This is a genomic window from Streptomyces sp. NPDC059989 (assembly GCF_042736975.1).
GTDB lineage: Bacteria > Actinomycetota > Actinomycetes > Streptomycetales > Streptomycetaceae > Streptomyces.
Genome location: NZ_JBHWUO010000062.1, coordinates 9,947 through 36,798 on the forward strand (window position 1 = coordinate 9,947; position 26,852 = coordinate 36,798).

Genomic DNA, 26,852 nt, shown 5'->3' on the forward strand with positions numbered 1-26,852 from the left:
GTGGGTTTATCTTGGGGGTTTCTTGGGGTGGTGGGTGTGCTGGTACTCGGGGGGGCTTTATGCTTATAAAATCGGGGGGCGCCCCCGCCGGGGTTTACCCCGGCGGGGGGCCCCGACAGTGAGGCTGGTTACAAGCCGTTCGGCTCAGACACCGTGCTCTACCTCGTTTGGATCCTCTCGGCCTCAGAGACCGAGCTCGACCTCGAACTCGCCGGCCTCGAGGATCGCCTTGACGGCCGAGAGGTACCGGGCCGCGTCCGCGCCGTCCACCAGGCGGTGGTCGTAGGACAGGGTCAGGTACGTCATGTCGCGGATGCCGATGTTGGTGCCCTCGGCGGTCTCGATGACCACCGGGCGCTTCACCGTGGCACCGATGCCCAGGATGGCGACCTGGTTCGGCGGCACGATGACCGTGTCGAACAGCGCACCGCGCGAGCCGGTGTTGCTGATGGTGAAGGTCGCGCCCGACAGCTCGTCCGGCGTGATCTTGTTGCCGCGGACCTTGGCGGCCAGGTCGGCGGTCGCCTTGGAGATGCCCGCCAGGTTGAGGTCGCCCGCACCCTTGATGACCGGGGTCATCAGGCCCTTCTCGGAGTCCACGGCGATGCCGATGTTCTCCGAGTCGAAGTAGGTGATGGTGCCCTCGTCGTCGTTGATCCGGGCGTTGACGACCGCGTGGGCCTTCAGCGCCTGGGCAGCGGCCTTGACGAAGAACGGCATCGGGGACAGCTTGACGCCCTCGCGGGCGAGGAAGCCGGCCTTGGCCTTCTCGCGCAGCTTCATGATCTTGGTGATGTCCACCTCGACCACGGAGCTGAGCTGCGCCTGCGAGTGCAGGGCCTTCATCATGTTGTCGCCGATGACCTTGCGCATGCGGGTCATCTTGACCGTCTGACCGCGCAGCTCGGAGACCGCGGCGGCCGGAGCCTTCGCGGCCGGAGCGGCAGCCGGCGCCGGGGCGGCGGCAGCGGCCTTGGCGGCCTCGGCGGCGGCCAGGACGTCCTGCTTGCGGATACGGCCACCGACACCGGTGCCCGAGACCGTGGACAGGTTCACGCCGGACTCCGAGGCGAGCTTGCGCACCAGCGGGGTCACGTACGCGCCCTCGTCACCGGCGGAAACCGGGGCGACGGGAGCGGCCGGGGCGACCGGCGCCGGGGCGACCGGGGCCGGAGCGGCCACGGGAGCCGGAGCGGCGGCCTGGACCGGAGCCGGGGCGGCGACCGGAGCAGCGGCGACCGGCGCCGGAGCGGCCACGGCCGGAGCGGCGGCGACCGGCGCCGGAGCGGCAGCGGCCGGAGCCGCGGCGGGGGCGGCACCGGCGACGCCGATGACGGCCAGACGGGCGCCGACCTCGGCGGTCTCGTCCTCGCCCACCAGGATCTCCAGCAGCGTGCCGGAGACCGGCGCGGGGATCTCGGTGTCGACCTTGTCGGTGGAGACCTCGAGCAGCGGCTCGTCGGCCTCGACCGTCTCGCCGACCGACTTCAGCCAGCGGGTGACGGTGCCCTCGGTGACGGACTCGCCCAGGGCGGGGAGCACGACGTCGGTGCCGGAAGCGGCACCTGCCGGAGCGGCGGCCGGGGTCTCGGCCGGTGCGGGGGCGGCCGGGGCCTCGGCGACCGGCGCCGGAGCGGCCGGGGCCTCGGCGGCGACCGGCTCGGCGGCCGGAGCCGCAGCCGCGGCCGGCGCGCCCGAACCGTCGTCGATGACGGCCAGCTCGGCGCCGACCTCGACGGTCTCGTCCTCGGCGACCTTGATGGAGGCCAGGATGCCGGAGACGGGCGACGGGATCTCGGTGTCGACCTTGTCGGTCGAGACCTCGAGCAACGGCTCGTCGGCCTCGACGCGCTCGCCCTCGGCCTTCAGCCAGCGGGTGACAGTTCCCTCAGTGACGCTCTCGCCGAGCGCCGGAAGGGTTACGGAAACCGACATGGTTTCTGTTGCTCCTTACGAAAGTGCGGAAGTGGTCGTCGCGCCCGGGACGATTAGTCGTGGGAGTGCAGCGGCTTGCCGGCCAGGGCCAGGTGGGCCTCGCCGAGCGCCTCGTTCTGGGTCGGGTGCGCGTGGATGAGCTGCGCGACCTCGGCCGGCAGGGCCTCCCAGTTGTAGATCAGCTGGGCCTCGCCGACCTGCTCGCCCATCCGGTCACCGACCATGTGGACGCCGACCACGGCACCGTCCTTGACCTGGACGAGCTTGATCTCGCCCGCGGTCTTCAGGATCTTGCTCTTGCCGTTGCCCGCCAGGTTGTACTTGAGGGCGACGACCTTGTCCGCACCGTAGATCTCCTTGGCCTTGGCCTCGGTGATGCCGACGGAAGCGACCTCGGGGTGGCAGTACGTGACGCGCGGAACGCCGTCGTAGTCGATCGGGACGGTCTTGAGACCGGCCAGACGCTCCGCGACCAGGATGCCCTCGGCGAAGCCGACGTGCGCGAGCTGGAGGGTCGGGACGAGGTCACCGACGGCCGAGATGGTCGGCACGTTGGTCTGCATGTACTCGTCGACCAGGACGTAGCCGCGGTCCATCGCGACGCCCTGCTCCTCGTAGCCCAGGCCCTGCGAGACCGGGCCGCGGCCGATGGCGACCAGCAGCACCTCGGCTTCGAAGGTCTTGCCGTCGGCCAGCGTGACGCGCACGCCGTTCTCCGTGTACTCGGCCTTGTCGAAGAAGGTGCCGAGGTTGAACTTGATGCCGCGCTTGCGGAACGCGCGCTCCAGCAGCTTCGAGCTGTTCTCGTCCTCGACCGGGACGAGGTGCTTGAGGCCCTCGACGACGGTCACGTCGGTGCCGAAGGACTTCCACGCCGAGGCGAACTCGACGCCGATGACGCCGCCGCCCAGGACGATGGCGGACTCGGGTACGCGGTCCAGGACCAGCGCGTGGTCCGAGGAGATGATGCGGTTGCCGTCGATGTTCAGGCCCGGCAGCGAGCGCGGCACGGAGCCGGTCGCCAGCAGGACGTGGCGGCCCTGGATGCGCCGGCCGTTCACGTCGACGGAAGTCGGCGAGGAGAGGCGGCCCTCACCCTCGATGTAGGTCACCTTGCGGGAGGCGACCAGGCCCTGCAGGCCCTTGTACAGGCCCGAGATGACCTCGTCCTTGTACTTGTGCACACCCGCGATGTCGATGCCCTCGAAGGAGGCCTTGACACCGAACTGGGCGGCTTCGCGCGCCTGGTCCGCGACCTCACCGGCGTGCAGCAGAGCCTTCGTGGGGATGCAGCCGTTGTGCAGGCAGGTGCCGCCGAGCTTGTTCTTCTCGATCAGCGCAACGTCGAGACCCAGCTGGGATGCGCGGAGAGCCGCGGCGTAACCGCCACTGCCACCGCCGAGGATCACTAGGTCGAAAACGGTGCTGGCGTCGTTCGCCACGTCACGTCCTCCATGCATGTGCGCCGGGCACCGGTCCTCTGTGACCGGGCGGCGGCTGGTAATCGGCCGCTTGTTTCTTCGGCCCTGTGGTGGGGGCCCTGTCCTGCCGAGAACCCATCTTCGCATTTGTCGCGGGAACGCGGGACGCCGGGCCCACTATGTGGCAGGTCGTTCTGCACGAACTGCGCGTTACCCCTGCGTAGAAACCTACGGATTTCGTCGTGGGTGAACACGCCTCAGGCCTTGATCGAGTGTTCGATCAAGGCCTGAGGCGTGTCTCACATCCTCGGGTCGTGCGTCAGCCCAGGTCGCCCGTGGCCGTACGCTCGGCCAGCCGCACCAGGGTGCGCACGGCCGAGCCGGTGCCGCCCTTGGGGGTGTAGCCGTACGGCGCGCCCTCGTGGAAGGCCGGGCCCGCGATGTCGAGGTGCGCCCAGGTGATGCCCTCGCCGACGAACTCCTGCAGGAAGAGGCCGGCCAGCAGGCCGCTGCCCATGCGCTCACCCATGTTGGCGATGTCGGCGGTGGGGGAGTCCATGCTCTTGCGCAGGTCCGCGGGGAGCGGCATCGGCCACGAGGCCTCGCCGACCTCCTCGGCGATCTCGTGGATCGACGTGCGGAAGGCGTCGTCGTTGGCCATGACCGCGAAGGTGCGGTTGCCCAGGGCCAGCACCATGGCGCCGGTCAGGGTGGCGACGTCGACGATCGCGTCCGGGGCGTCCTCGGAGGCCTTGGTCAGCGCGTCGCCCAGGACCAGGCGGCCCTCGGCGTCCGTGTTGAGCACCTCGACGGTCTTGCCGCTGTACATGCGCAGCACGTCGCCCGGCTTGACGGCGGAGCCGGACGGCATGTTCTCGGCGAGCGCGAGCCAGCCGGTGACGTTGACCTGGAGGCCCAGCTTCGCGGCGGCGACCACGGAGGCGAAGACGGCGGCGGCGCCGGCCATGTCGCACTTCATCGTCTCGTTGTGGCCGGCCGGCTTCAGGGAGATGCCGCCCGAGTCGTAGGTGATGCCCTTGCCGACGAAGGCCAGGGTCTTCTCCGCCTTGGCGTGGGTGTAGGAGAGCTTCACCAGGCGCGGCGGGTTCTCGGAGCCCTTGCCGACGCCCATGATGCCGCCGTAGCCGCCCTTGACCAGGGCCTTCTCGTCCAGCACCTGGACCTTGATGCCGTGCTCCTTCGCGGTCGCGGAGGCGACCGCGGCGAAGGCCTCGGGGGTCAGGTCGTTCGGCGGGGTGTTGACGAGGTCACGGGCGATGTTGACCTCGGTCGCGACGACCGTGGCGCGCTCGACCGCGGCCTTGTGCTCCTTGTCGCGCGGCTTGGCGCCCAGCAGGGCGACCTCGGCGAGCGGCTGCTTCGGGCCCTCGTTCTTACCGGAGCCCTTCTTCTCGCCGCCCTGGTAGGCGGTGAAGGCGTACGCGCCCAGCAGCGCGCCCTCGGCCACGGCGGTGACGGCGGAGGCGTCGTCCAGGGGGAGGGCGAAGGCCGCCTTCTTGGAGCCGTGCAGGGCGCGGGCGGCGGCGCCGGCGGCGCGGCGCAGCACCTCCTCGTCGAACGACTCGTCCTTCTCGGGGAGGGAGCCCAGCCCGACCGCCAGCACGACCGGGACCTTCAGGCCCGCCGGGGCCGGCAGCTTGGTGATCTCGCTTTCGGCGCCCGAGGCACCGAGCGCTTCGAGCACGGCGGCGAGCTTACCGTCGTACGCCTTGTCCACGGCCTCGGCGCCCGCGGCGACGACCGGCCCCTTGGGGCCCTTCGCGACACCGACGACGAGGGCGTCGGCGCGCAGCGTCGCCGCGCCGGCAGTGCTGAGAGTCAGAGCAGTCACGGTGGTGAAGTCTCGCTTCCGTTTGTGTGTGTGGGCCGAGTGGGTGGACGGCCATCCGTAGCGATCGTATTCCGGCCCGACGGCCGCCGGAAATGAGCCTACGCGCAGCTACTCACCCGCACGTCACTCGAAGGTTTGGCAAGTTGTTCGATCAAGAGGCCATCAGGTTCACCCATCTGTGGACTCTGCTCCAGGTTTGCCTCGTAGACCTGACGAGGTCCGAGAGACTCGGTCCACTCTCGCAAGGGGACGCGGGGTTCCTTTGCATGATTTCCACAGAGCCTCCCCGGCCCGGCCATCCGCCACAGGGCCGAGTCGAGGACGCCTGCGGGGGGAAAGGCCGAAATGGTCAACAAGAACCGGATGAACAGGGTCGCCTGCGTCATGGCAGCGGCTGCCCTGGTGTCCGTGGCAGTACCCGCCGCGACCGCCACGGCGGCCACGGCACCGCGCATCGACCTGAAGGTGCTCGTCGTCGACGACGGGGGCAGCTCGGTCGAGGCGATCACCGCGGAGCTCCGGGACACCGGAGTCCCGTACACCCGGGTGCTGCTGGGCAGCGGCAGCCGCCCGGTCATCAACGCCGGGTTCCTCAGCGACACGGTGGACGGCCGCCCGCGCGCCAAGTACCAGGGCGTGGTCCTGCCCAACGAGAACCCGTTCGGCGAGGGCTCGGCCGAGATGGCCGCGCTCGCCGCGTACGAGACGGCGTACGGGATCCGCCAGGTCGACGCCTACACCTGGGCCCACCCGGGCGTGGGTCTGGAGTACACCGACAACGGCGGCTTCAGCGGCCAGCTCGACGGCACCCAGGCCGCCGTCACCGCCGCCGGCAAGACCGGCCCCTTCGGCTACCTCGGCGGGCAGGTCGCCTTCGAGGACAACTCCGCCCTCGTCCCCGAGAGCTTCGGGTTCATGGGCAAGCCGCGGGCCGGCTACACCAGCTACGTCGACGCCCCCGTCGGCTCCGGACGGGCCTCGCTCGTCGGCGAGTACGCCCACGACGGGCGCAGCGAACTGGTCGTCACCTTCGGCTACAACCAGTACCAGCAGCAGTTCCGGCTGCTGGCCCGCGGCATCGTCGACTGGCTCACCCAGGGGGTCCACCTCGGCCAGAGCCGCAACTACTTCGCGGTCCACGTCGACGACGTCTTCGCCCCCGACGCCCGCTGGAACAAGGACCTCAACTGCACGCCCGGCGACTACGCCTGCGCGGGCGGCGAGGGCAAGGAGAGCACCATCCGGATGACCGCCGCCGACGCCGTGTACGCGGCGCAGTGGCAGCAGTCCAAGGGCTTCAAGCTCGACATGCTCTTCAACGCGGGAGCCGGCGAGGAGTGGAAGGCGGAGAACAGCGGCACCGACGCCCTCACCGCCCAGCTCGTCGCCGACCGCGCCAAGTACCGCTGGATGAACCACACCTACACGCACCCCTTCCTCGGCTGCGTCCAGGACACCACCACCGTCCCCTGGACCTGCACGAAGAACGCCCAGGGCGCCGTCAACTGGATGAGCCGCGCCGAGATCTCCGCCCAGATCCGCGACAACAACAACTGGGCCGCGTCCAAGGGCATCACCACCGACCGCACCGAGCTCGTCACCGGCGAGCACTCGGGCCTCAAGACCCTCCCGCAGCAGGGCCAGGACAACCCCAACCTGGCCGGCGCGCTCGCCGACAACGGCGTGAAATGGGCGGGCAGCGACAACTCCCGCGAACCGGCGCAGCGCGCGGTCGGCGCCGCCCTCACCGTGCCCCGCCACCCGATGAACGTGTACTACAACACGGGCACCAACGCGGAGATGGCCGACGAGTACAACTGGATCTACACCAGCCGCGCGGACGGCGGCAGCGGCGTCTGCGAGGAGAACCCCGCCACCTCCACCTGTCTGCCGGACCCGCTGGACCCGAACACCGGCTACCTCGACTACATCGTCCCCCAGGAAGCCCGGACCGCCCTGCGCCACGTGCTGGCCAACGACCCGCGCCCGCACTACGTCCACCAGTCCAACCTCGCCGAGGACCGCACCCTCTACCCGGTGCTCGACCGGGTCCTGGACACCTACCGCGCGCTGTACGCGCCCAGCGCGCCGATCGTCAACCAGACCATGAAGGACGCCGGCGTCGAGCTCGGCCGCCGCGCCGCCTGGGACAAGGCGCTCGCCGAGGGCAAGGTCACCGCCTACCGCATCGGCACGGCCGTCACCGTCAAGGCGCCCTCCGGGGTCGTCGCCCCGGTGACCGCCCCCAACGGGACCAAGAAGCAACTCCTGCTCGGGACCACCGACTTCGGCACCGCCTACGCGGGCAACCGGTCCGCCTGGACCGGGCCCGAGCTGCTCCAGAGCGCCGTCACGCTCAAGCTGCCCAGCTGACCCGGGGCAGTCCCGCAAGCCGTCACGAGTACCACACAGCGCCGGCGCTCCGGATACCAACTCACGGGCGCCGGCCCCTTTTCCGTCCTGGGGGGACACACCGCATGAGCCATGGGCGCCATGTCACCATGCTCACCGAAGGCACCTATCCGCACGTCCACGGGGGCGTCAGCACCTGGTGCGACCAACTGGTACGCGGCATGCCGGAGGTCGACTTCAACGTCATAGCCCTGACCGGCTCCGGACGCGAGCCGGTCACCTGGGAACTGCCGCGCAACGTCTACCGGCACACCTCCGTCCCGCTCTGGGGTCCGCCCCCGGCGCGCGGCCGCAGGTGGATCCCGCGCGGCAAGGCCCACCGCCGCTTCACCGAGGTCTACGAGACCTTCCTGCTCTCCCTGCTCGACCCTCCTGCGGCCACCGCCGGCGGCACCCCCGCCCACGGCGGCTTCTCCGAAGCCCTGCGCGAGTTCGCCGTCCTCGCCCGGGCCGGGCGACTCGCCCCGGCCCTGCGCTCCGAGTCCGTCCTGCGCCTGCTGATGGCCGTGTGGACCCGCCCCGGCCTCAGCACCGCGGCCGCCGAGCCCACCATCCACGACGCGCTCACCGCCACCGACCTGCTGGAACACGCGCTGCGCCCGCTGGCCGTACGGATCCCGCCCGACAGCGTCGCGCACGCCGTCAGCAGCGGCCTCGCCACCCTCCCCGCCCTCGCCGCCAAGCAGCTCGACGAGGTGCCCTTCCTCCTCACCGAGCACGGCATCTACCTGCGCGAGCGCTACCTCGGCTACCGCACCGCCGAGCAGCGCTGGCCTGTCAAGGCGCTGATGCTCGGCTTCTACCGCGAGCTCAACACCGAGGGCTACCGGCGGGCCGACCTGATCACCCCCTGCAACCAGTACAACCGCCGCTGGGAGGAGCGCGGCGGCGCCGCATCCGACCGCATCCGCACGGTCTACAACGGCGTCGACCCGCACGCCTTCCCCGAGGCCGGGGCCGAACCCGAGGTGCCCACCCTCAGCTGGTGCGGCCGCATCGACCCCATCAAGGACCTCGAAACCCTCATCCGGGCCTACGCCTTCATGCGGGAGGAACTGCCCGCCCTGCGGCTGAGGCTCTTCGGCCCGGTCCCGGCGGGCTGCGAGGAGTACAAGCTGCGCCTGGAGAAGCTCGCCGCCGAACTCGGCGTCGGCGACGGGATCACCTACGAGGGCCGCATCGAGCAGGTCGCCCAGGCCTACGCGGCCGGCAGCATCGTGATGCTGTCCAGCATCAGCGAGGGCTTCCCCTTCAGCATCATCGAGGCCATGTCCTGCGGCCGGACCACCGTCTCCACCGATGTCGGCGGGGTCCGCGAAGCCGTCGGCGACACCGGACTCGTCGTCCCGCCGCGCGAACCCGAGACCATGGCCCGCGCCGCCCTCGCCCTGCTCCGCGACGACGAACGCCGCGCCGAGCTCGGCCGGGCGGCCCGCAAACGGGTGGTGGAGAAGTTCACGCTCCACCAGTCCGTGGACGGCTTCCGGCACATCTACCGGGAACTCGCGGGCCAGCCCGTCCTGCCCGTCCGCGAGGGCGACGACTGGACCCAGCGGCTCGCCGACCCCTGGTACCGCGAACTGGCCGCCGACGGGAGCCTGTGGTGAGCGGATCCCTCTGGCTCAAGCCGCCGTGGCCCGAGCGGCCCGCGGGCCCGGGCGGCCGCCTGCTCCCCGGCTCCGCCGGCGCGAAGGCGTACAAGCGGGCTGCCCGCCCGGCCGGGGCCGCCGGCGGCACGGACCCCGGCCCCGCCGGACACCCGGCTGCTGTCGGACTCCCGGCTGCTGTCGGACACCCGGCTGCCGTCGGACACCCGGCTGCCGTCGGCCGCGGCGGCGCCGGGGCGTCCGGCTCCGCCGGTCCGGGGTCATCCGGCCCGGCCGGCCGGCCGACCGCCGCGGACACGCTGCCGGCCATCCCGCGGCCCCGCCGCGAAGGCCCGGCGGCCGCCGACCCGATGGACGAACTGCTGACCCGCATGGACGGGCTGGTGGCCGCCGCCGTCCACCCCGACGAGATCGCCGCGATCCTCGAATCCGACGGCATGACCGACGAGCACATCCGGCTCACCTACGGCCGCCGCGACTCCTTCACCCTCGCCGAGGAGCTCTACGCCCGGGTGCCCCGCTCCTTCCCGGAGCCCGCGGACACCCCCGACCCCTGGAAGGTCTCCCTCACCGCCTGCCTGCTGCGCGGGGTGATCTTCGCCCTGCCCGGCCTCGCCTACATCCTCGGCGCACCCCTGCTCGACGGCCCGCAGGACCGCCTCGGCCTGCCCGCCGGGACGCTCACCCTGCTCGCCGGGGCGCTCATCGGCTGGGTCTGGGACCAGACCCTGTCCCACCGCGCCTACTCCTGGCTCGGCCTCGGCGACCGGGCCGCCGCCGCGCGGACCCTGCTCGCCGGAGCCCCCGCCGGGTCCCTGCTGGGCACCGCCGCCGCGCTGGCCGTCCCCGGCGGGCCGCCGTTCTCGTACGCCTTCGCCGCCGGACAGGCCCTCTACGTCGGGGCCGCCACCGTCCTGCTCGTCCTCGGCCGCGAGCGGATGCTGCTCGCCGCGCTCGGCCCGATGGCGGCAGGAGCCCTGCTCGCCCTCTTCGTGGACCTGCCCGTGCCCGTCCGCGTGACCCTGCTCGCCGTGTCCCTGCTGGCCGCCTGCACCCTGGCCGTACGGGAACTGCCCGTCGCCGAGGGCGTACGGTCCGCCGCGCGCCGGATCCGGGGCCGGACCGAGCGCCGCCCCGGCGGCGGCCCGGTGCGCTGGCGGATGCTGCGCGGCGCCGAGGAGGACCACGCCCCGCGCGGACCCCGGCTCGGGGACTCCGTCCCGTACGGGGTCTTCGGCCTCGGCACCGGCCTGCTCGTGCTGTACGCCGCCCTCGGGGAGGTGCTCGCCGGAGGTCCCGCCGAGGCCGTCGCCGCCCCCTCCGCGGTGGCCCTCACCCTCAGCATGGGTCCCGCCGAATGGCTCCTCCACCGCTTCCGCAGCGGCAGCCTCGCGGGGCTCCGGGCGGCCCGTTCGCCCGGAGCGTTCCGACGGCGGATGCACGCCACCCTGGCCCGGTGCCTCGCCGCCTACCTCGTGGTGCTGCTGGCCCTGGGCCTGACCGGAACCCTGCTCTGGCCGGACGCCCCCGGCCTGACCTGGGTCCGCGCCCTGACCCTGCTCCTGCTCGGCGCCGTGATGTGGACCGGGCTGCTCCTGCAGTCCTTCGGGGCGGTCCGGCCGGCGGCCGTGGTCTGCGCCTCGGCCGCCGTCGCCCAGAGCCTGGCCCTGCTGACCGGGCTGGGGCAGCCCCGGCTGGTCCAGCTGGTGGTGGCGGGCGCGGCCGCGACCGCGCTGGCCGTCCTGGTCTGCCTGCTCCTCGGCCGGGCGACCGCCCACAGATGAACCACGCCGGAACGTACGAGAAGAAGGACCCCATGCTGCTGGTGCCCCTGTACGAGCACCCCGCCGACCGGCCCGAGGACTGGGAGCGGCTGATCAGCTCCGCCGGCCGGCTCCACTCGGTCGTGCTCAACCCCGACAGCGGGCCGGGCGACGCCCCCGACGAGCGGTTCGCGCGCGTCGCCGAGCGGCTGCGCGAGGCCGGGGTGCCCGTCCTCGGCTACGCCGACACCGACTACGGGCGCCGCCCGCACGCCGCGGTGGTGCAGGACCTGCTGCGCCACCGCGACTGGTACGCCACCGACGGCGCGTTCCTCGACCAGGCCGCCGCCGATCCCGAACTGCTGCCCCACTACGGGCGGCTCGCCGTCGCCGCCCGGGCCGCGGGGGCCCGCACCCTCGTCCTCAACCACGGGGTCCACCCGCACCCCGGCTACGCCGAACTCGCCGACCTGCTCGTCACCTTCGAGGGCCCCTGGGACGCCTACCGGGACGCGGGCACCGTACCGCCCTGGACCGCGGACCACCCCGCCCAGCGCTTCTGCCACCTCGTCTACGCCGTCCCGCCCGGCGCCCCCGCCGCGGAACTCGCCGAGGCGCGGCGGGCGGGGGTGCACTGCGCGGTCCCGGGCACCGGCGCCCACCCGTGGGGGACCCTCCCGTACGCCCTGGAGGCCACCGCGTGAAGCGCCTGCGCATCCTCCTCCTCGTACCGCTGCTCCTCCTCGCCGCCTGTACGGCCGAGGGACCCGACTCCGACGACTTCTCGCCCGACCCGGCGCCGGGGGAGCGGTGGCAGCCGAAGCCGGGCGTGAGCTGGCAGTGGCAGCTCACCGGCAGGCTCGACACCTCCGTGAAGGCGGCGGTGTACGACGTCGACGGCTTCAACACCACGAAGGAACAGGTCGCCACCCTCAAGCAGGCCCGCCGCAAGACCATCTGCTACCTCTCCACCGGCGCCTGGGAGGACTTCCGCCCGGACGCGGGGCAGTTCCCCAAGGACCTGCTCGGCGAGGGCAACGGCTGGGAGGGCGAACGCTGGCTGGACATCCGGCGGGTCGCGGAGCTGGAACCGCTGATGGCCAAGCGGTTCGACATGTGCCGGGACAAGGGCTTCGACGCGGTCGAGCCGGACAACATGGACGCCTACAAGAACAAGTCCGGCTTCCCGCTCACGGCGGAGGACCAGCTGCGCTACAACCGGCTGATCGCGAAACTGGCCCATGACCGGGGGCTGGCGGTGGGCCTGAAGAACGACCTGGACCAGATCCCGCAGCTGGTGGGGGAGTTCGACTTCGCCGTGAACGAGCAGTGCGCGGAGTACGGGGAGTGCGAGCGGCTGACCCCCTTCGTGGAGGCCGGCAAGGCCGTCTTCCACGTCGAGTACGGGCTTCCGACCGGCCGCTTCTGCGAAGCCTCCCGCGACTTGAAGCTGAGCTCCCTGGAGAAGAAGTCCGAGCTGGGGGCGTGGCGGAAGGCGTGCTGACGCGCGGGCCCGCTTCTGCGATCTGATCCACCCAGCGGTCGTCCGCCGGAATCAGGCTGCGGCGGGCAGCTCGGTGCGTGTGCGCTGGATGAGGTGGGCAACCTCGGGCTGCCCCTTCCACGGTGCGAGGGCGCGGGTCACGTCGTGGAGGTAGCTGTGGGCGCGGGTGGAGTGGACGTTGCTGAGGATGCGCAGCGAGGTGTTCGCGGCGGTGAGGCCGCGTTCGAGTTCGCGGTTTTGGAGGTGGCTGGTGGCCAGGACGGCCATGCGGATGCCGGTGGCGCGGGTGAAGCGGTCCGCCGGCATGGGCTCGGCCAGCTCGTTCCAGGCGAAGGCGCCCTTGGGGTCGGCGAGGTCGCGGTGTACTTCGGTGGCGTCGGCGGCGAGCCGGGCGTGGGTCATGTAGGCGAGCTGTTCGGGGTCGTGGCTGCCGGGCCGGATGGCGTCGAGGAGCTCCTCGGTCCGGCCGAGCGCGGCCTTCGCCGCATTGGCGTTTCCGGCGCGCCCGTGGGCGCGGGCCTCGGCCAGCTTGGCGAAGGCCAGCACCCGTGGTGCGGCATGTCCGAGACCGCGTTCGTAAGCTCCCTCGGCCATGTCGGCCGCTTGTTCGGGGTAGCCGCGCAAGAAGGCTTGGAGGGCCATGGTGGCCATCACGTAGCAGCCGCTCTCCACGTTGCCCGCGGCTCGTGCCAGGCGCAGGGCCTGGACGAAGTGGCGCTGGGCGACGTCGTGGTGGCCGGTGTCGACCGCTGACCAGCCCACGACCCGGGACAGCTCAGCGGTCGCTGCGAACAGCTCGCGCCCGATGGTCTCGGTGTAGGTGCCGGTCAGCAGCGGTGCGGCGCTCAGGCGCAGGCACTCGGTGACGGAGCTGGCCTTCCAGTTCCCGCCGCCGTAGCGGGAGTCCCACAGGCGGGCTTCGTCAGCGGCCTTCCACAGTTCGTCGAGGTCGCTGCGGCCGACCTGCCGGCCGCCTTCGTGCGCGGTCGGGGCGTCGGTCGGCTTGGCCAGCCAGCGGGTGACGGGGGTGGCGAAGGCGGCGATGGCGAAGCCGTTGCTGATGAGCTGGCGGCGGGAGCGGTCCACAGTTCTCCAGTAGGTGGCGGCGACGCGGATCGCATCGACGGGGTCGCGGGCGAAATCCAACCCCAAATCAGGGTTTCCACCCGACCTGCTGTACATGCCGATCTCGGTCACGCTCACCGCTCTGCCGAGGCGTTCGCCCAGCGCAGCGGCCAGGAACTCGGGCGTTCGGCCACGCGGGATCATTCCGAGATTCACCCATCTGGCGACACTGGTGTGCTCGTACCGGAGGGGAACACCGGCCGCGGCCCCGATCTTGTTGATCTGCGCCGCCAGGGATTTGTGGCTTGCGCCGGCCTGATTGACGAGCCGGGCCAGATCCTCGTTGGGATCGCCCTGGCGTTCCTTCGTGGGCGCCACCGAGCCCCCTCATGCCAGCCGGTGTCCTGCGACGTGGATGCCGCGGGTGCGGGATCCGAGCGTAGGACGCGAGGGCGACGCGGGGGAACCGGATGTGCGTTGTTCGCCCCCCTGGTTCGCCTCCCGCGCAGAACGGCTCTGGCGGTTCTCTGGATGCAGGCGACGGCTCGCCGAAAGACCGCACCACGCAGTTCTGGGGATCCGCCGTTCCTTCCCGGTCCACGACCAAGGTGGGTGTCAGATGTACGAAGTCCTCGTCACCGGCGGTGCCGGCTTCATCGGTTCGCACTTCGTCCGGCGGATCCTGCGCAGGGACGACGTGTCCCGGGTGACCGTGCTGGACGCGCTCACCTACGCGGGCCACCCCGAAAACCTGGGGGAGGCCTTCCTCGACCCGAGGCTGGTCTTCGTCCACGGCAACATCCTCGACGGCCCGCTCGTGGAGGAGCTGATGGCCCGGCATACGGCTGTCGTCCACTTCGCCGCCGAGTCCCACGTCGACCGCTCCCTCATCACGGCCGACAACTTCCTCACGACGAACGTCCTGGGCACGCAGACCCTGGCCGCCTCCGCCGGCCGCCACAAGATCGCCAAGTTCGTGCACGTCTCGACGGACGAGGTGTACGGATCGCTCGCCGAAGGCTCGGCGAGCGAGGACGACCCCGTGCAGCCCGGCGTTCCGTACGCGGCGTCGAAGGCTGCCAGTGACCTCGTGGCCCTGAGCCACTTCCAGACCTACGGCCTGCCGGTCTGCGTGACGCGCAGCTCGAACAACTACGGGCCCCACCAGTTCCCCGAGAAGGTCATCCCCCTCTTCACCACCCGGCTCCTGCGGGGCGAGACGGTGACCCTGCACGGTCAGGGGCAGCACGTGCGGAACTGGCTGCACGTCGAGGACAACTGCGCCGCGGTCGAGTTGGTCCTGGACGACGGGAAGCCGGGCGAGGTCTACAACCTGGGCGGTGGCACGGACCTCACGGTCCGGGACCTGGCCGCCAAGCTCCTGGCCCTGTGCGGCAAGGACTGGGACTCGGTGACCTACATTCCCGACCGGCAGGCCAACGACCTGCGGTACTCGATGCTCTGGGACAAGATCGCCGCTCTCGGATTCAGGCCGGCCCGCGACCTCGACGAGGGCCTGGCCGAGACCGTCGACTGGTACCGGCGCAACCCCGACCGCTGGGCGCCGCTGACGCGCACCCCGTACGCGGCCCGCGCCACGGGTGCGATCGCACCTGCCGGAGAGGAAGCCCATGCCCACTGAACAGCACACTGCGCGCAGGATCATGGTGACCGGTGTCGGCGCCAACCCGGGCTTCGGCCTGACCCGCAGCCTCATCCGCCTGGGCCACACGGTCATCGCGGCCGACGCGAACCGGCTCGCCCCCGGGTTCCTGCTTCCCTCCGTAGTGCCCCGGATCATCCCCCTCGCCGGCGACCCCGACTACCCGGGCGTCATGGCCGGCCTGTGCCGGGATCTGGCAGTGGAGGCAGTGGTGGCCGGGATCGAGCCGGACCTGGAGCCCTTGACGCAGATGGTGTCCCAACTGGACGCCGACGGCGTGCGCCTGTGGCTCCCGGACGCTTGGTCGGTGCGCGCCTGCACCGACAAGGCCCTCTTTCACGAGGTGCTGACCGAGCACGGCATCGCGACCCCGCGTACCTGGCAGCCGCAGGAGATCGACCAGGTTCCTGACGGTACCGAGCTGGTCGTCAAGCCCCGGCGCGGCCACGGCGCCCAGAACGTCCACTTCGTACGCCGCCGGGAGCACGCGCGCGTGCTGTGCGAGCTCGTCCAAGAGCCCATGGTGCAGGAGCGGATCTACGGCTCCGAGTTCACGGCGGACTGCCTGGTGGACCGGACCGGACGCGCCTCGGTCATTCTGCGCCGCCGGGATCTGGTCAAAGGGGGCCTGGCCGTGGTGTCGACCACGTTCGAAGACCCGAACGTGCACGATCTCGTGGTGCGGACGCTGGGCGCCGTCGGTGCCCGCGGGGTGTGCTGCGTGCAGGGATTCGTCTCCGGCGACGGCACGGTCACGATCACCGAGCTGAACCTGCGGATCGCAGGTGGCTTCCCCCTGACCGAGGCGGCCGGAGCGGACCTCGTCGGCCAGATGGTCAACGGCCTGTTCGGCCTGCCGGTCGACCACCACCGCCTCACCTACCGGACCGGCGTGTTCCTGACCAACTACATCGAGACCCTGGCCGTCGGCGACGTCGCCGAGCTTGAGCGCACGGCCGCAGCGAAGGGAGAAGCACGATGACCGTTTCAGCGAGGCCCGACGCCCGGCGCAACGCCAGCCCATACCTGTACGGGCGGGAGGCCGAGGCCATCGCCCGGGTCCTGGAGGGCGGGCAGTACGGACACACCGGCGTCACCGAGGAGTTCGAGCGGCGCATCGCCGACTTCCTCGGCGTCCCCGACGCCGTGGCCGTCGCCTCCGGCACCGCAGCCCTGCACACCGCGCTGCTCGCCGCCGGGATCGGCCCCGGCCGCGAGGTGATCCTGCCGTCCATGACGTTCTGCGCGACCGTGCAGGCCATCCTCGCCGTCGGCGCCACCCCGCACTTCGTCGACATCGACCCCACCACCCTGTGCGTCAGCGACCACCTCGTCATGGACGCCGTCACCGACAAGACCGCCGCCGTCATCCCGGTCCTCTTCGGCGGCCGGCCCGTCGACCTCTCCGCCATCCAGGAGGAACTCGACGAACGAGGCGTCGTCGTCATCGAGGACGCGGCGCACGCGTTCGGCTCCCGCGACGGCACACGCCGTGTCGGGTCGAACGGGGCACTGACCTGCTTCTCCTTCGGGCCGATCAAGAACCTCACCTGCGGCCAAGGCGGCATGGTCATCCCCCGCACACCCGTGGAAGCCGACACGCTCCGCCGGATCCGGCTCCTGGGCGTGGCCCAGTCGCAGGGCGAGCGCGCGAACACCACCAGCTACCGCGTGGAGGGCTTCGGCCTTCGCTACCAGCTCTCAGGCCTCAACGCCGCCATCGGCCTGGTCCAGCTCGACGGCTTCCAGGCCGCCGAGGACACCCGCCGCCATCTGTGGCGCACCTACCGGGACGCCCTCGCCCCGCTGGACGGCGTGACGCTCATCGACGTGGACGTGGACCACGCTGTGCCCCACCTGTGTCAGGTCCGTATCCCTCACCGCGACGAGGTGTTCGCCAACCTCCGGGGCCGGGACATGGGGGTGGGTGTCCACTACCCGCCCAACCACACCCAGCCCGCGTTCGCCGCCTGGCACCGCCGCCTGCCGGCCACCGAGCGGGCAGGTGAGGAGATCCTCAGTCTGCCGTTCCACCAGCACCTCACCGAGGCGGACATCGACTTCGTGGTGACCTCGCTGGAACAGGCCCTCAAGTCCGTCGGAGGATCGTGATGCGCAAGCTCCTGACCGTATGCCTAGGGAACCCGATGGGCCAGGACGAGAACGCGTTCAACGACTGCGCCGTGGTGATCGGGGCGGGCACAACCCTGTACATCGGACGACGTCGTCCGCAGTCCGGCTGATCAGGCGGATGCGGCGGACAGCACCACGTCCACGAGCCTGTCCGCCGCATCCGGTCGCCCGTACGTCCGGGCCCGCTCCGCCATCGCCGTCCGCCGGGCGGGGTCGGTCAGGAGTGGGCCGACCGCGCTCTGCAGAGCAGGGCCAGTGACCTCACCGAGCAGGGCGAGCGCCGCCCCGGCGTCGGCCAGGTGCTGGGCATTGTGCGCCTGTTCGTTCCCGGCCGACGTGGCCAGCGGGATGAACACTGCCGGCTTGCCGAGCGCGGTCAGCTCCGCCAGCGTCCCAGCACCGCTCCGAGACACCACGACATCGGCCAGCGCCAGCACGTCCGGCAGCTCCGACCCGAGGAACCCGGTCAGGTGGTAGCGGCCGGAGAGGACCGGCTCCAGCCCGGCGGCGGCCGACCGGAGTTCGTCCACGTTCGCCGGACCGCACTGGTGGATCACGTTCGCGTGCGCCAGGAGCCAGGGCAGTACTTCACGAACAACACCGTTGATCTGCTGCGCGCCCTGCGCGCCGCCGGTGACGTAGACCGTGGGCAGACGCCGGTCGAACCCGTACAGGGCGAGCGCCTCGACCGCCTTGTCCGGGTGGCCGCCCAGCACTTCCGGCCGCACCGGGTTCCCGGTGACGACTGCACGCTCGCGCACCTCGGCGGGCAGCAGCGCCAGCGAGGACTCCGAGGACACCGCGATACGCGTCGCCGAACTCGCGAGCTTCCGGTTGGCCAGTCCGAGCCGGACCGTCTGCTCGTGCAGGACCAGCGGAACGCGGCACAGCCGCGCGGCCAGCCCGGCCGGAACCGCGACATAGCCTCCGGTCGCGAGGACGACGTCCGGCTGGAAGCCGGACACGATCGACCTGGCCTGAGCCACGCCGAGCGGCACCCGCGCCATGTCCTTCACGTTCGCGGCGGACAGCATCTTGAGCGGGTTCGACGACCGACGGATCTTCCCCGTGGCCACCGTCTTGAACGCGATCCCCTCCGCCGGGGCGACGCGCGCTTCGAGACCGTCCGCCGTTCCGATCCACAGGACGTCCAGCGTGCCGCCCGCAGCCGCGAGGCGGCCTTGCAGGGTACGGATCGCCGTCAGGGCCGGGTAGGTGTGACCGCCAGTGCCTCCACCCGTCACGAGCAGCCGGAACGAACGCGGGAGCACGGAGGAAGTATTCACCCCACGCACCCTACTGGCTGCCCAACCGCTCACGCTGAAGTACGCCGGACGGCAGGCCACACGCCCACCCCCACCCCCGCCCCGTCTCAGACCGGCAAAATGGCGTGCACGCGGTAGCCGCCCCCGTAGCGGGGGCCCGCGAAGCAGGAGCCGCCGAGGGCGCCCGTGCGCTCGCGCATGCCGAGCAGGCCGTGGCCGCCGCCGGGGTCGGCCGGGTCCGGGGCGGAGTCCGCGGAGTCGCCGCCGTCGTCCAGCACCGTCACCTCCACCGAGGGACCGACCCGCACCACGCTGACCTCCGCCCGGGCCCCCGGCCCCGCGTGCTTGCGCACGTTCGTCAGCGCCTCCTGCACCACCCGGTACGCCGCCAGGTCCACGGCCGCCGGCAGCGGTCCCGCCGCCGGCCCCAGCTGCACGATGACCTCCACCGGCAGCCCGGCGTGCCGGAAGGTGTCCACCAGCTCGTCCAGGACGGCCAGCCCCGGCGCGGGCTCCGTCGGCGCCTCCGGGTCGCCGGACTGCCGCAGCAGCCCGACCGTGGCCCGCAGCTCGTTCAGCGCCGACCGGCTGGCGTCCCGTACGTGGGCCAGCGCCTCCTTGGCCTGGTCCGGGCGCTTGTCCATGACGTGCGCGGCCACCCCCGCCTGCACGTTGACCAGCGCGATGTGGTGCGCCACCACGTCGTGCAGGTCCCGGGCGATCCGCAGCCGCTCCTCGGCGACCCGCCGCCGCGCCTCCTCGTCCCGGGTCCGCTCGGCGCGCTCGGCCCGCTCGCGGATGGCGTCGATGAAGGCCCGCCGGCTGCGCACGGCGTCACCGGCGGCCGCGGCCATGCCCGTCCAGGCGAAGATCCCGAGGTTCTCCTGCGCGTACCAGGGCAGCGGCCCGGCGAGCATGGCCACGCCCGTCAGCCCGGCCATGGTGAGCAGCCCGATCCGCCAGGTCGTGGGCCGGTCGGTGTGCGCGGCCACCGTGTACAGGGCGATCACCGTGCACATGGCGACGGGCGCCCGCGGCTCCCCGGTGGTCAGCTCCAGCAGCGAGAGCCCGCAGGTCACGGCGAGCACGGTGCGCGGCCGCCGGCGCCGCCACACCAGGGCGGCCGCGCCGAGCAGCATCAGCAGCAGCGAGAACGGCTCGGGGGTGCGCGTCCCGAAGGTGGGCCCGTGCGGGCCGTGCGGATCGGCGAAGGACCCGACGACCATGGCGACGAACGCCCCGAACGCGAGCACGGCATCGGTGGCGAGCGGGTGGGCCCGCATCCACTGCCGGGTGGGCGCGAACCGCCCGAGGTCTGTCGTCACGCGGCTACGGTACGGCCTGCCCGGGCTCTGCCTATCGGGTGTCCACCGACGGAGGGCGCCGGCCCAGCGGCTGCCGGGAGCGCTCCGGGCCCCACTGAGCCCGGACCACGCAGACCGCCATGACCGCGGCGATGGCGGCCAGGTGCTCCTTGCCCGCCAGGTTGTCCTTGATGAGCACCTCGCCGATCATCACCAGGACCACGACGGCGCCGGTCAGGTAGGCCCGGTAGCGCCAGCAGACGTACATGGCGAGGCCGACCACCGCCGCCGAGGGCCCGGTGTCGTTGACGATCCGGTCGGACACCGGCAGGCCGAAGGGGTGGTCGGGGCCGAGCGAGAGCCCGATCCGCGCGTACGTGGTCCCGGCGAGCGTGGCGACGTAGCCGATCAGCAGCGTGCGCCACCAGCCGATGCAGATCTCGGAGATGCCGAAGACGAGCAGGATCTGCGCGAGCGCCCCCCACACCGGCAGGTCCAGGGCGGGCACGAACAGGGACAGCGGGGTGCGCAGCAGGGCCAGCCACAGGGGGTCGACCGCTTTGACCGACCCCAGGTTCTGGACCGGCTGGAAGCCCCACGACGTGTTCTGCACGATCTGGAAGACCGAGGTCAGGCAGACCGCGCCGATGGTCATGGGGATCGCCCGCCACTTGTCGTGGACGAGCGCGTCCCGGACGGTCCAGAACAGGGGCCCCCACTCGCGGCGGGCGAACCGCCGGAGTGAGGAGGTGGTCCACGCTGTCAACGGCGGGTCTCCAGGTGTCTGCGGTGCAGCCACTTCGGCAGGCCGGGCGCTTCCAGGAAGCCCTCGGCCCGGCCCGCCGCGATACCGATCCGCAGCAGGTCCGAACTCTTCTCGAAGAGCATGAACCGCGGTTCCCAGATCGGCCGGTATTTGGCGTTGGCCCGGTAGAGGGACTCGATCTGCCACCAGCGGGAGAAGAAGCTCAGCAGCGAGCGCCACATCCGCAACACCGGACCCGCGCCGAGCCGCGAACCGCGCTCGAATACGGACCGGAACATCGCGAAGTTCAGCGAGACCTGGGAGACCCCGATCTCCTTGGAGCGTTCGAGGAGTTCGATGACCATGAACTCCATCAGGCCGTTCTCGGAATCCCGGTCACGGCGCATCAGGTCCAGCGACAGGCCCTTGGGACCCCACGGGACGAAGGACAGCACGGCCCGCAGGTCGCCGTTGCCGTCGGTGCACTCCAGCATCACGCACTGGCCGTCGCCGGGGTCGCCCAGTCGGCCCAGCGCCATGGAGAAGCCGCGCTCGGTCGCGCCGTCGCGCCAGTCGTCGGCGCGCAGCAGCAGCTCGTCCATCTCCTCGGCCGGGATGTCCGCGTGGCGGCGGATCCGCACCGTGTACCCGGCCCGCTTGACGCGGTTGTACGCCTGCCGGACGGTCCGCATGGCGCGGCCCTCCAGCGTGAAGTCGGCCGTCTCGACGATCGCCTCGTCGCCCAGTTCCAGCGCGTCCAGTCCGTGCCGGGCGTAGATCTGCCCGGCCTCCTCGCTCGCGCCCATCACGGCCGGCACCCAGCCGTGCTCGCGGGCCTCGGCCAGCCAGGGGTCGATGGCACCGGGCCAGGCCTCGGGGTCGCCGATCGGGTCGCCGGACGCCAGCGAGACCCCGCCGACGACGCGGTAGGTGACGGCGGCCTTCCCGGTGGGGGACCAGATGACGGACTTCTCGCGGCGCAGCGCGAAGTAGCCGAGCGAGTCGCGGTCGCCCTGCTTGGCGAGCAGGGCCCGCAGCCGCTCCTCGTCCTCCTCGGAGAGGGGGTCGACGGCACGGCGCGAGCGGAAGGCCGCGAACAGTACGGCGAGCAGCAGCAGCATCGACATGACGTTGATGAAGACGTCCACCCAGCCGGGGGTGGTGATCGTGCGGTAGGCCTTCGCGTCCGGGTCCAGGGTGATCAGGCGCATCACCCCGTACCGCCAGCGGGACAGGAAGGTCGCCTCGGAGGCGGCCGCGGCGGTGTTGGTGGCGCCGACGAGCAGGGCCGCCACCAGCGAGGTGACCAGCAGGCCCGCGGCCGCCACGATGGTGGCGAGCGCCGGGTTGGAGCGGTCGCCCTTGGCGTAGAACTCGCGGCGGCCCAGCAGCAGGGCGCCGACGAACAGGGCGGTCAGGACGAGCGAGACCCAGTTCTGCGCGTGCTCGCGGAACTCCGGGTAGCACAGGTTGAATTCGCCCCACTGGACGCAGGGGGCGAAGGCAGCCCGCAGGAACGCCAGCAGCAGCATCCCGCCCAGCACCAGGTTCAGGATCCACGCGGCGCGTTTGCGGCGGCCCATGGTGACGGCCAGCATCAGCGAGAACAGGCCCGAGGCGAAGCCCGCCGTGAGCAGATACGGGGTGTAGAAGTCCTCGATGTTGTGCTGGCGCAGGTCCTGGCCGAGCGAGACCCACACCGCGCTGAGGAAGTTGACGAAGGTGACGGCGCGCAGGTACCAGACCGCGAACGCTGCGCTGCGCCGTGAGCGGGTGCTCCCCCGGCCGGTCTCCCGGCCGCCCCCCGCCGCCTTTCCGGCGGAATCGCCGCCGGTCTCTTTCCTTCCGGATGCCGGCCCGGGCGCCGGTACGGCGCCGCGGTCGGTTTCTGCGCTGGTCAAACGGACCTCTCCCATAAAAAGCGATCATATGGGGCGTCGCGTTCCATAGTGGGCCAGTCCAGGGACTGCGGCCTGGTCAGGACCGCGGGCCCCGGTGGCTCACGCTGTTGGCTCCTGCGCCACCCTCCCCCAGACTCCGTCCGGGGGTACCCCCACCGGGAGTTCCGCCGCGAGTGCGGCGGCCGCCTGGACCAGGGGGAGTGCCAGCAATGCCCCGGTACCTTCGCCCACTGTGACGCCGTGGTCGAGCACAGGGTTGAGTGCCATCCGGTCCAGTGCCTTCGCCTGGCCGGGCTCGCCGCTCGCCTGGCCGGCGAGCCACCAGTCGGGCGCCCGGAACGCGGCCCGCTGGGCCACCAGCCCGCAGGCCGCCGAGACGACCCCGTCGAGGATGACCGGCGTACGGCGCACCGCGCACTGGAGCAGGAAACCGGTGATGGCGGCCACGTCGGCGCCGCCCACCGCGGCCAGCAGCGCGACCTGGTCGCCGAGGACCGGCCGGGCCCGGCGCAGCGCGTCGCGGATCGCCGCGCACTTGCGCATCCAGGCCAGGTCGTCGATGGGCACGCCGCCGCGGCCGGTGACCACGGAGGCGTCGGTGCCGCACAGGGCGGCGACCAGGGTGGCGGCGACGGTGGTGCCGCCGACGCTCAGATCGCCGAGGACGACCAGATCCGTACCGGAGTCGGCCTCCTCGTCGGCGATCCGCATCCCGAGCCGGAGCGCGGCCTCGGCCTCCTCGGCCGTCAGCGCGTCCTCCACGTCGATCCGGCCGCTGCCGCGCCGCACGCGGTGGCGGACCACGTCCTCGGGCAGCAGCTCCGGGTCGCAGTCGAGCCCCGCGTCGACGACCCGCACCGTGGCGCCGAGCCGGCCGGCCAGGATGGCGACGGGGCTGGTCCCGTCGAGCACGGCCCGCACCAGCTCGTGGCCGGTGGACGCGGCCCGGGCGGAGACACCCTCGGAGGCGATCCCGTGGTCGGCGGCGAACAGCACCACGCGGGCGTGCTCGATCGGCTTGACCGGCACCCGCCCCTGAGCGGCGGCGAGCCACTCGGCGAGCTCGTCGAGCCGGCCCAGCGCGCCGGGCGGCACCGAGAGGCGTTCACGGCGTTCCTCGGCATCACGCCGGACGCCCCCGTCGGGGCGCTCGATCAGATCGGAGAAGTCGTCGAGATTCAGCGTGCTCATCTGCCGAAGCGTACAGCCGGTGAGGCCCTCCCCTCAGGGGGTGTCCCGGTGCCGGCCGGGGCTCAGCGCACCGAGGTGGACGCCCGCCATCACGAGGGGCGCGCCCAACAGGAGACCCACCGTCAGCTCCTCGTCGTCGAGCCAGGCGGAGAGCAGGATCGTGATCACCGGGATGACGACGAAAACGTAGGCCGCGCGCGACGCGCCCCAGTGGCGCACCACCACCAGATAGAAGACGAACGTCAGCACCGAACCCGCCAGCACCATGTAGGCCAGCGCCCACCAGGTCGCCGTCCGCTCCGGCGGCCGCCAGGAGTCCCCGGCGGCGAAGGACCCGGCGAGCAGCACCACCGTCGCGGCCGTCATGCCCACCGCGTTCATCGTCACCGGGTGGACCGGCGGCAGCCGGCGCACGAGCACGGTCGCCTCGGCGAAGGACAGTACGGCGCCCAGCATCGCCAGCAGGGACAGCACCGGCACACCGCCCTGCAGCGGGGTCCGCGAGGCCAGCGCCACCCCGGCGGCCGCGACGAGGGTGCCCGCCAGCGCGGACTTCCGGAAGGGTTCCTGCCGTTGCGCCACCACCAGCAGCAGTGCCACCAGCGGAACCAGCGCCAGCAGGGTCTGCCCCAGCCCCGCGTGGACGCGGACCAGCGCGTAGTAGGCCAGCGCGAAGGTCACCCCGAAGTTGAGGACTCCGTACAGGACCGCACCCGCCAGGGCCCGTCCGCGCGGCAGCGCGAGGCGCATGACCGCCATGACCGCGAGCAGTACCACCGCGGCCGCCCCGAACCGCACCGACGCGCCCCACAGCGGGTCCAGTTCGCGGTTGCTGAACCGCACGCCCACCGCGTTGCCGCCGCCCAGCAGACAGCACCCGGCGAAGGCGGCCAGTCCGGTCCTCTCTCCAGCGGACCTCGAGGGTTTCACGGCGTCACCCCTGCCATTCCTTGGGGCCCCGCCATCCCTTGGGGCCCTGCCATCCCTTGGGGCCCCGCTATCCCTTGAGTACGAGCACCTGCCCCGCGACGACCAGCAGCACGTGCTCGCACTCGCCCGCCACCGCGGCGTTGAGGCGCCCCAGCTCGTCCCGGAAGCGGCGGCCCGACGCGGTCGCCGGCACGATCCCGGCCCCCACCTCGTTGCTGACCAGCACCACCGGGCGGCGGGTCGCGCGTACCGCGGCCACCAGCTCGGCGACCCGGTCGGCGAGCTTGTGCTGCCCGCTCCTGGCCCACTCCTCGTCGTCCCAGGCGCCCGCCCGGTCCATCGCGTCCGTCAGCCACAGCGCCAGGCAGTCGATCAGCAGCGGCGGACCGGTCTCCGTCAGCAGCGGCACCAGATCGCAGGTCTCCGCCGTCCGCCAGCTCGACGGCCGGCGCTCCCGGTGCAGGCCGACCCGCTGCGCCCACTCCGCGTCCCCGTCACGGGTGCCGCCGGTGGCCACGTAGACCACCCCGGGGAAGCCCTCCAGCCGCCGCTCGGCCTCGTAGGACTTGCCGGAGCGGGCCCCGCCCAGCACCAGCGTGCGGCGCGGCAGGTCCGGCACGGCGTGGTACTCCCCGACGATCAGGGTGGTCCCGTCCGGCACCGCCCGGGCCCCGGCGGCCGCGCACCGGCGCTCCAGCTCCCGGCCGGGCGGGGTGTCGTGGTCGAGGTGGACGGCGATCACGTCCGTGGCCGGGCCGACCGCGCCGCTCGCCCGGAGCCGTGCCAGGGCCTCGGGGCGGCCCAGCACATCGGCGAGGACCATGTCGTACGCGCGCTGGCCGGTCGTGCCGTTGGTGCCTGCCGGGGCACCGCCGGGCGGCAGGTACAGCAGCCGGCCGCCGTCCGGGCCGGTCACCTCGTAGCCGGTGCCCGGCGCGTCCATCGGCACCGCCCGCACCCGGTGCCCGGAGATCACCGACAGCTCGCGCCCGTCGGGCACCCGCCCGGCGGCCGGCAGCCCGGGCGGCAGCTCCACCGCGGGCCCGTCGTGCGGGTGGGTCAGCAGGACCTGCCGTACGCCGGTCAGCGAATGCCCGGCCCGGGCGCCGGCCAGCACCGCCCCGGGCGTCAGGTCGAGCAGCAGCGCCCCGTCGACGAGGAGGGCCGTTGCGGCGCGGGAGCGGGTGCCGACGGAGACCGCGCAGGCCGCACAGGGACAGCCGGGGCGCGGCAGGCCCTCGGGTGTGCCGGTGCCGAGCAGAGTGAGTTCCACAGGATGATCCTCCCGCGTCGCCGAGAGTGGTGCGCGCCCGGCTACTCTGCGGGCAGACTCAAGGCGAGCAGCGTGCGAGCAGCGGACGAGCAACGGAGGCGGACATGGCGTGGACGTGGCGGTTCGAGACGGCCGATGGCGCGGAGACGAGCCCGTCGGTGGTACCGGAGGAGTTCACCACGCAGGGGGACGCGGAGTCCTGGATCGGTGAGTACTGGAAGGACCTGCTGGAGGGCGGCGTCGAGCAGGTCAAGCTGTCCGACGACGCGGGCACCGAGCTCTACACGATGAGCCTGCGCGAGGCCCTTGGGGCGTAGCCCAGCCTTTTGCGGCGGGGCCGGGGGCAGTTTCAGCCTCGCCGGCACCCCCAGCCCCGCCGGCGTTTGAGGCGCGGGGTCTGGGGCGGAGCCCCAGGTCCCGGCGGAGCCGGGCTCCCCAGCTGTGCGCAGCGGCCCGGGGTTCGCCGGAGCCGGGCTCCTCGGCTCCGCGCAGCCGCCGGGTTCCGCCGGGGCCGGGCGTGCGCCGGGGCACCTCCTCGGGCGCCGAACGTGACCAGGGGTCGGAGAGTGGCAGCCTTGTTGCGTTCGGCGCCCTGCGGGGGCGCCCCGCCACACACCCGGCCCCGGCGGCGTTCGGCTTCGACGGAGTCCCCGCAAAGCCCCACGCAGCGGACGGGCTAGCCCCGCACCCCGCAGAAGCGCGGTACCCCCCGCCCTGCGGGGGCGCCCCGCCACACACCCGGCCCCGGCGGCGTTCGGCTTCGACGGAGTCCCGCCAAGCCCCGCGCAGCGGAAGGGCTAGGCAGTGTCTGATGGCTCTTTGATGAGATCGCGGAGCCAGATCACGATGGCTGCTGTGGCCAGGGTGCCGTTGAAGATGTAGTCGCGT

21 protein-coding genes are annotated in these 26,852 nt (G+C 72.3%); 10 read left to right on the forward strand and 11 right to left on the reverse strand.

The window, feature by feature from the left end; translation table 11 throughout:
• Nucleotides 1-183 precede the first annotated feature (183 nt).
• The 3 genes from sucB to ACFWBN_RS34650 form a co-directional block, all read right to left on the reverse strand.
• A complete protein-coding gene (gene sucB / locus ACFWBN_RS34640) occupies nt 184-1,935 on the reverse strand; it encodes a 2-oxoglutarate dehydrogenase, E2 component, dihydrolipoamide succinyltransferase (RefSeq protein WP_385184017.1) in 1,752 nt (583 codons plus the stop codon).
• A 53-nt stretch (nt 1,936-1,988) separates the two neighbouring features.
• Nucleotides 1,989-3,377, reverse strand: a complete 1,389-nt coding sequence (gene lpdA, locus ACFWBN_RS34645; protein WP_385184020.1) for a dihydrolipoyl dehydrogenase — start codon at nt 3,375-3,377, stop codon at nt 1,989-1,991.
• Nucleotides 3,378-3,675: 298 nt separating this feature from the next.
• Entirely contained in the window at nt 3,676-5,208 is a 1,533-nt protein-coding gene (locus ACFWBN_RS34650; RefSeq protein WP_385184023.1) for a leucyl aminopeptidase, read from the reverse strand.
• Between the two features lie 345 nt (nt 5,209-5,553).
• On the opposite strand from ACFWBN_RS34650, the gene ACFWBN_RS34655 reads away from it, so the two are divergent.
• The 5 genes from ACFWBN_RS34655 (at nt 5,554) to ACFWBN_RS34675 (ending at nt 12,494) form a co-directional block, all read left to right on the forward strand.
• The gene (locus tag ACFWBN_RS34655) at nt 5,554-7,581 is read left to right on the forward strand and encodes a hypothetical protein (RefSeq protein WP_385184026.1); all 2,028 of its coding nucleotides are present in this window, start codon (nt 5,554-5,556) and stop codon (nt 7,579-7,581) included.
• Nucleotides 7,582-7,685: 104 nt separating this feature from the next.
• Nucleotides 7,686-9,227: a GT4 family glycosyltransferase PelF gene (gene pelF / locus ACFWBN_RS34660; RefSeq protein WP_385184028.1), complete on the forward strand. Its 1,542-nt coding sequence runs from the start codon at nt 7,686-7,688 to the stop codon at nt 9,225-9,227.
• Nucleotides 9,224-11,011, forward strand: coding sequence for a hypothetical protein (locus ACFWBN_RS34665; RefSeq protein WP_385184031.1), 1,788 nt, complete (start codon nt 9,224-9,226; stop codon nt 11,009-11,011). The genes pelF and ACFWBN_RS34665 overlap by 4 nt, the downstream gene beginning before the upstream one ends.
• On the forward strand, nt 11,008-11,694 hold the full coding sequence (locus ACFWBN_RS34670) for a spherulation-specific family 4 protein (RefSeq protein WP_385184034.1): 687 nt from the start codon (nt 11,008-11,010) through the stop codon (nt 11,692-11,694). The genes ACFWBN_RS34665 and ACFWBN_RS34670 overlap by 4 nt, the downstream gene beginning before the upstream one ends.
• Nucleotides 11,691-12,494 carry an endo alpha-1,4 polygalactosaminidase gene (locus ACFWBN_RS34675; protein WP_385184036.1) on the forward strand — a complete coding sequence of 268 codons (804 nt, stop codon included), beginning with the start codon at nt 11,691-11,693 and terminating at the stop codon, nt 12,492-12,494. The genes ACFWBN_RS34670 and ACFWBN_RS34675 overlap by 4 nt, the downstream gene beginning before the upstream one ends.
• A 51-nt stretch (nt 12,495-12,545) precedes the next feature.
• On the opposite strand, the gene ACFWBN_RS34680 is transcribed toward ACFWBN_RS34675, so the two are convergent.
• The gene (locus ACFWBN_RS34680; RefSeq protein ID WP_385184038.1) at nt 12,546-13,937 is read right to left on the reverse strand and encodes a sporulation protein; all 1,392 of its coding nucleotides are present in this window, start codon (nt 13,935-13,937) and stop codon (nt 12,546-12,548) included.
• A 241-nt stretch (nt 13,938-14,178) separates the two neighbouring features.
• Here ACFWBN_RS34680 and rfbB point away from each other — a divergent pair, with 241 nt between their 5' ends.
• The 4 genes from rfbB to ACFWBN_RS34700 are packed head-to-tail and all read left to right on the forward strand — an operon-like array spanning nt 14,179 to nt 17,465.
• On the forward strand, nt 14,179-15,201 hold the full coding sequence (rfbB, locus tag ACFWBN_RS34685) for a dTDP-glucose 4,6-dehydratase (RefSeq protein ID WP_385184040.1): 1,023 nt from the start codon (nt 14,179-14,181) through the stop codon (nt 15,199-15,201).
• Nucleotides 15,191-16,204, forward strand: a complete 1,014-nt coding sequence (locus ACFWBN_RS34690; protein ID WP_385184042.1) for an ATP-grasp domain-containing protein — start codon at nt 15,191-15,193, stop codon at nt 16,202-16,204. Before rfbB ends, ACFWBN_RS34690 begins: the two co-directional genes overlap by 11 nt.
• Nucleotides 16,201-17,334, forward strand: coding sequence for a DegT/DnrJ/EryC1/StrS family aminotransferase (locus ACFWBN_RS34695; RefSeq protein ID WP_385184045.1), 1,134 nt, complete (start codon nt 16,201-16,203; stop codon nt 17,332-17,334). Before ACFWBN_RS34690 ends, ACFWBN_RS34695 begins: the two co-directional genes overlap by 4 nt.
• Nucleotides 17,334-17,465: a hypothetical protein gene (locus tag ACFWBN_RS34700; protein ID WP_385184048.1), complete on the forward strand. Its 132-nt coding sequence runs from the start codon at nt 17,334-17,336 to the stop codon at nt 17,463-17,465. Before ACFWBN_RS34695 ends, ACFWBN_RS34700 begins: the two co-directional genes overlap by 1 nt.
• Here ACFWBN_RS34700 and ACFWBN_RS34705 read toward each other — a convergent pair whose 3' ends face one another.
• From ACFWBN_RS34705 to ACFWBN_RS34735, 7 genes are all read right to left on the reverse strand, one after another.
• On the reverse strand, nt 17,466-18,641 hold the full coding sequence (locus ACFWBN_RS34705) for a glycosyltransferase (protein WP_385184051.1): 1,176 nt from the start codon (nt 18,639-18,641) through the stop codon (nt 17,466-17,468).
• Nucleotides 18,642-18,727: 86 nt separating this feature from the next.
• Nucleotides 18,728-19,903, reverse strand: coding sequence for a sensor histidine kinase (locus tag ACFWBN_RS34710; protein ID WP_385184075.1), 1,176 nt, complete (start codon nt 19,901-19,903; stop codon nt 18,728-18,730).
• A 73-nt stretch (nt 19,904-19,976) separates the two neighbouring features.
• Nucleotides 19,977-20,690, reverse strand: coding sequence for a hypothetical protein (locus ACFWBN_RS34715; RefSeq protein WP_385184054.1), 714 nt, complete (start codon nt 20,688-20,690; stop codon nt 19,977-19,979).
• Complete coding sequence (locus ACFWBN_RS34720; protein WP_385184056.1) at nt 20,687-22,585, reverse strand: phosphatidylglycerol lysyltransferase domain-containing protein; 1,899 nt, start codon at nt 22,583-22,585, stop codon at nt 20,687-20,689. The genes ACFWBN_RS34715 and ACFWBN_RS34720 overlap by 4 nt, the downstream gene beginning before the upstream one ends.
• Nucleotides 22,586-22,669: 84 nt before the next feature.
• Nucleotides 22,670-23,752, reverse strand: a complete 1,083-nt coding sequence (gene cobT / locus ACFWBN_RS34725; protein WP_385184077.1) for a nicotinate-nucleotide--dimethylbenzimidazole phosphoribosyltransferase — start codon at nt 23,750-23,752, stop codon at nt 22,670-22,672.
• A gap of 42 nt (nt 23,753-23,794) precedes the next feature.
• The gene (locus tag ACFWBN_RS34730) at nt 23,795-24,691 is read right to left on the reverse strand and encodes a DMT family transporter (protein WP_385184060.1); all 897 of its coding nucleotides are present in this window, start codon (nt 24,689-24,691) and stop codon (nt 23,795-23,797) included.
• A 67-nt stretch (nt 24,692-24,758) separates the two neighbouring features.
• Nucleotides 24,759-25,964 (reverse strand): bifunctional adenosylcobinamide kinase/adenosylcobinamide-phosphate guanylyltransferase, encoded by a 1,206-nt coding sequence (locus tag ACFWBN_RS34735; protein WP_385184063.1) that lies wholly within the window; start codon nt 25,962-25,964, stop codon nt 24,759-24,761.
• Nucleotides 25,965-26,068: 104 nt separating this feature from the next.
• Between ACFWBN_RS34735 and ACFWBN_RS34740 the strand changes: the two genes are divergently transcribed.
• Entirely contained in the window at nt 26,069-26,281 is a 213-nt protein-coding gene (locus tag ACFWBN_RS34740) for a hypothetical protein (RefSeq protein ID WP_385184066.1), read from the forward strand.
• Nucleotides 26,282-26,852: the final 571 nt, after the last annotated feature.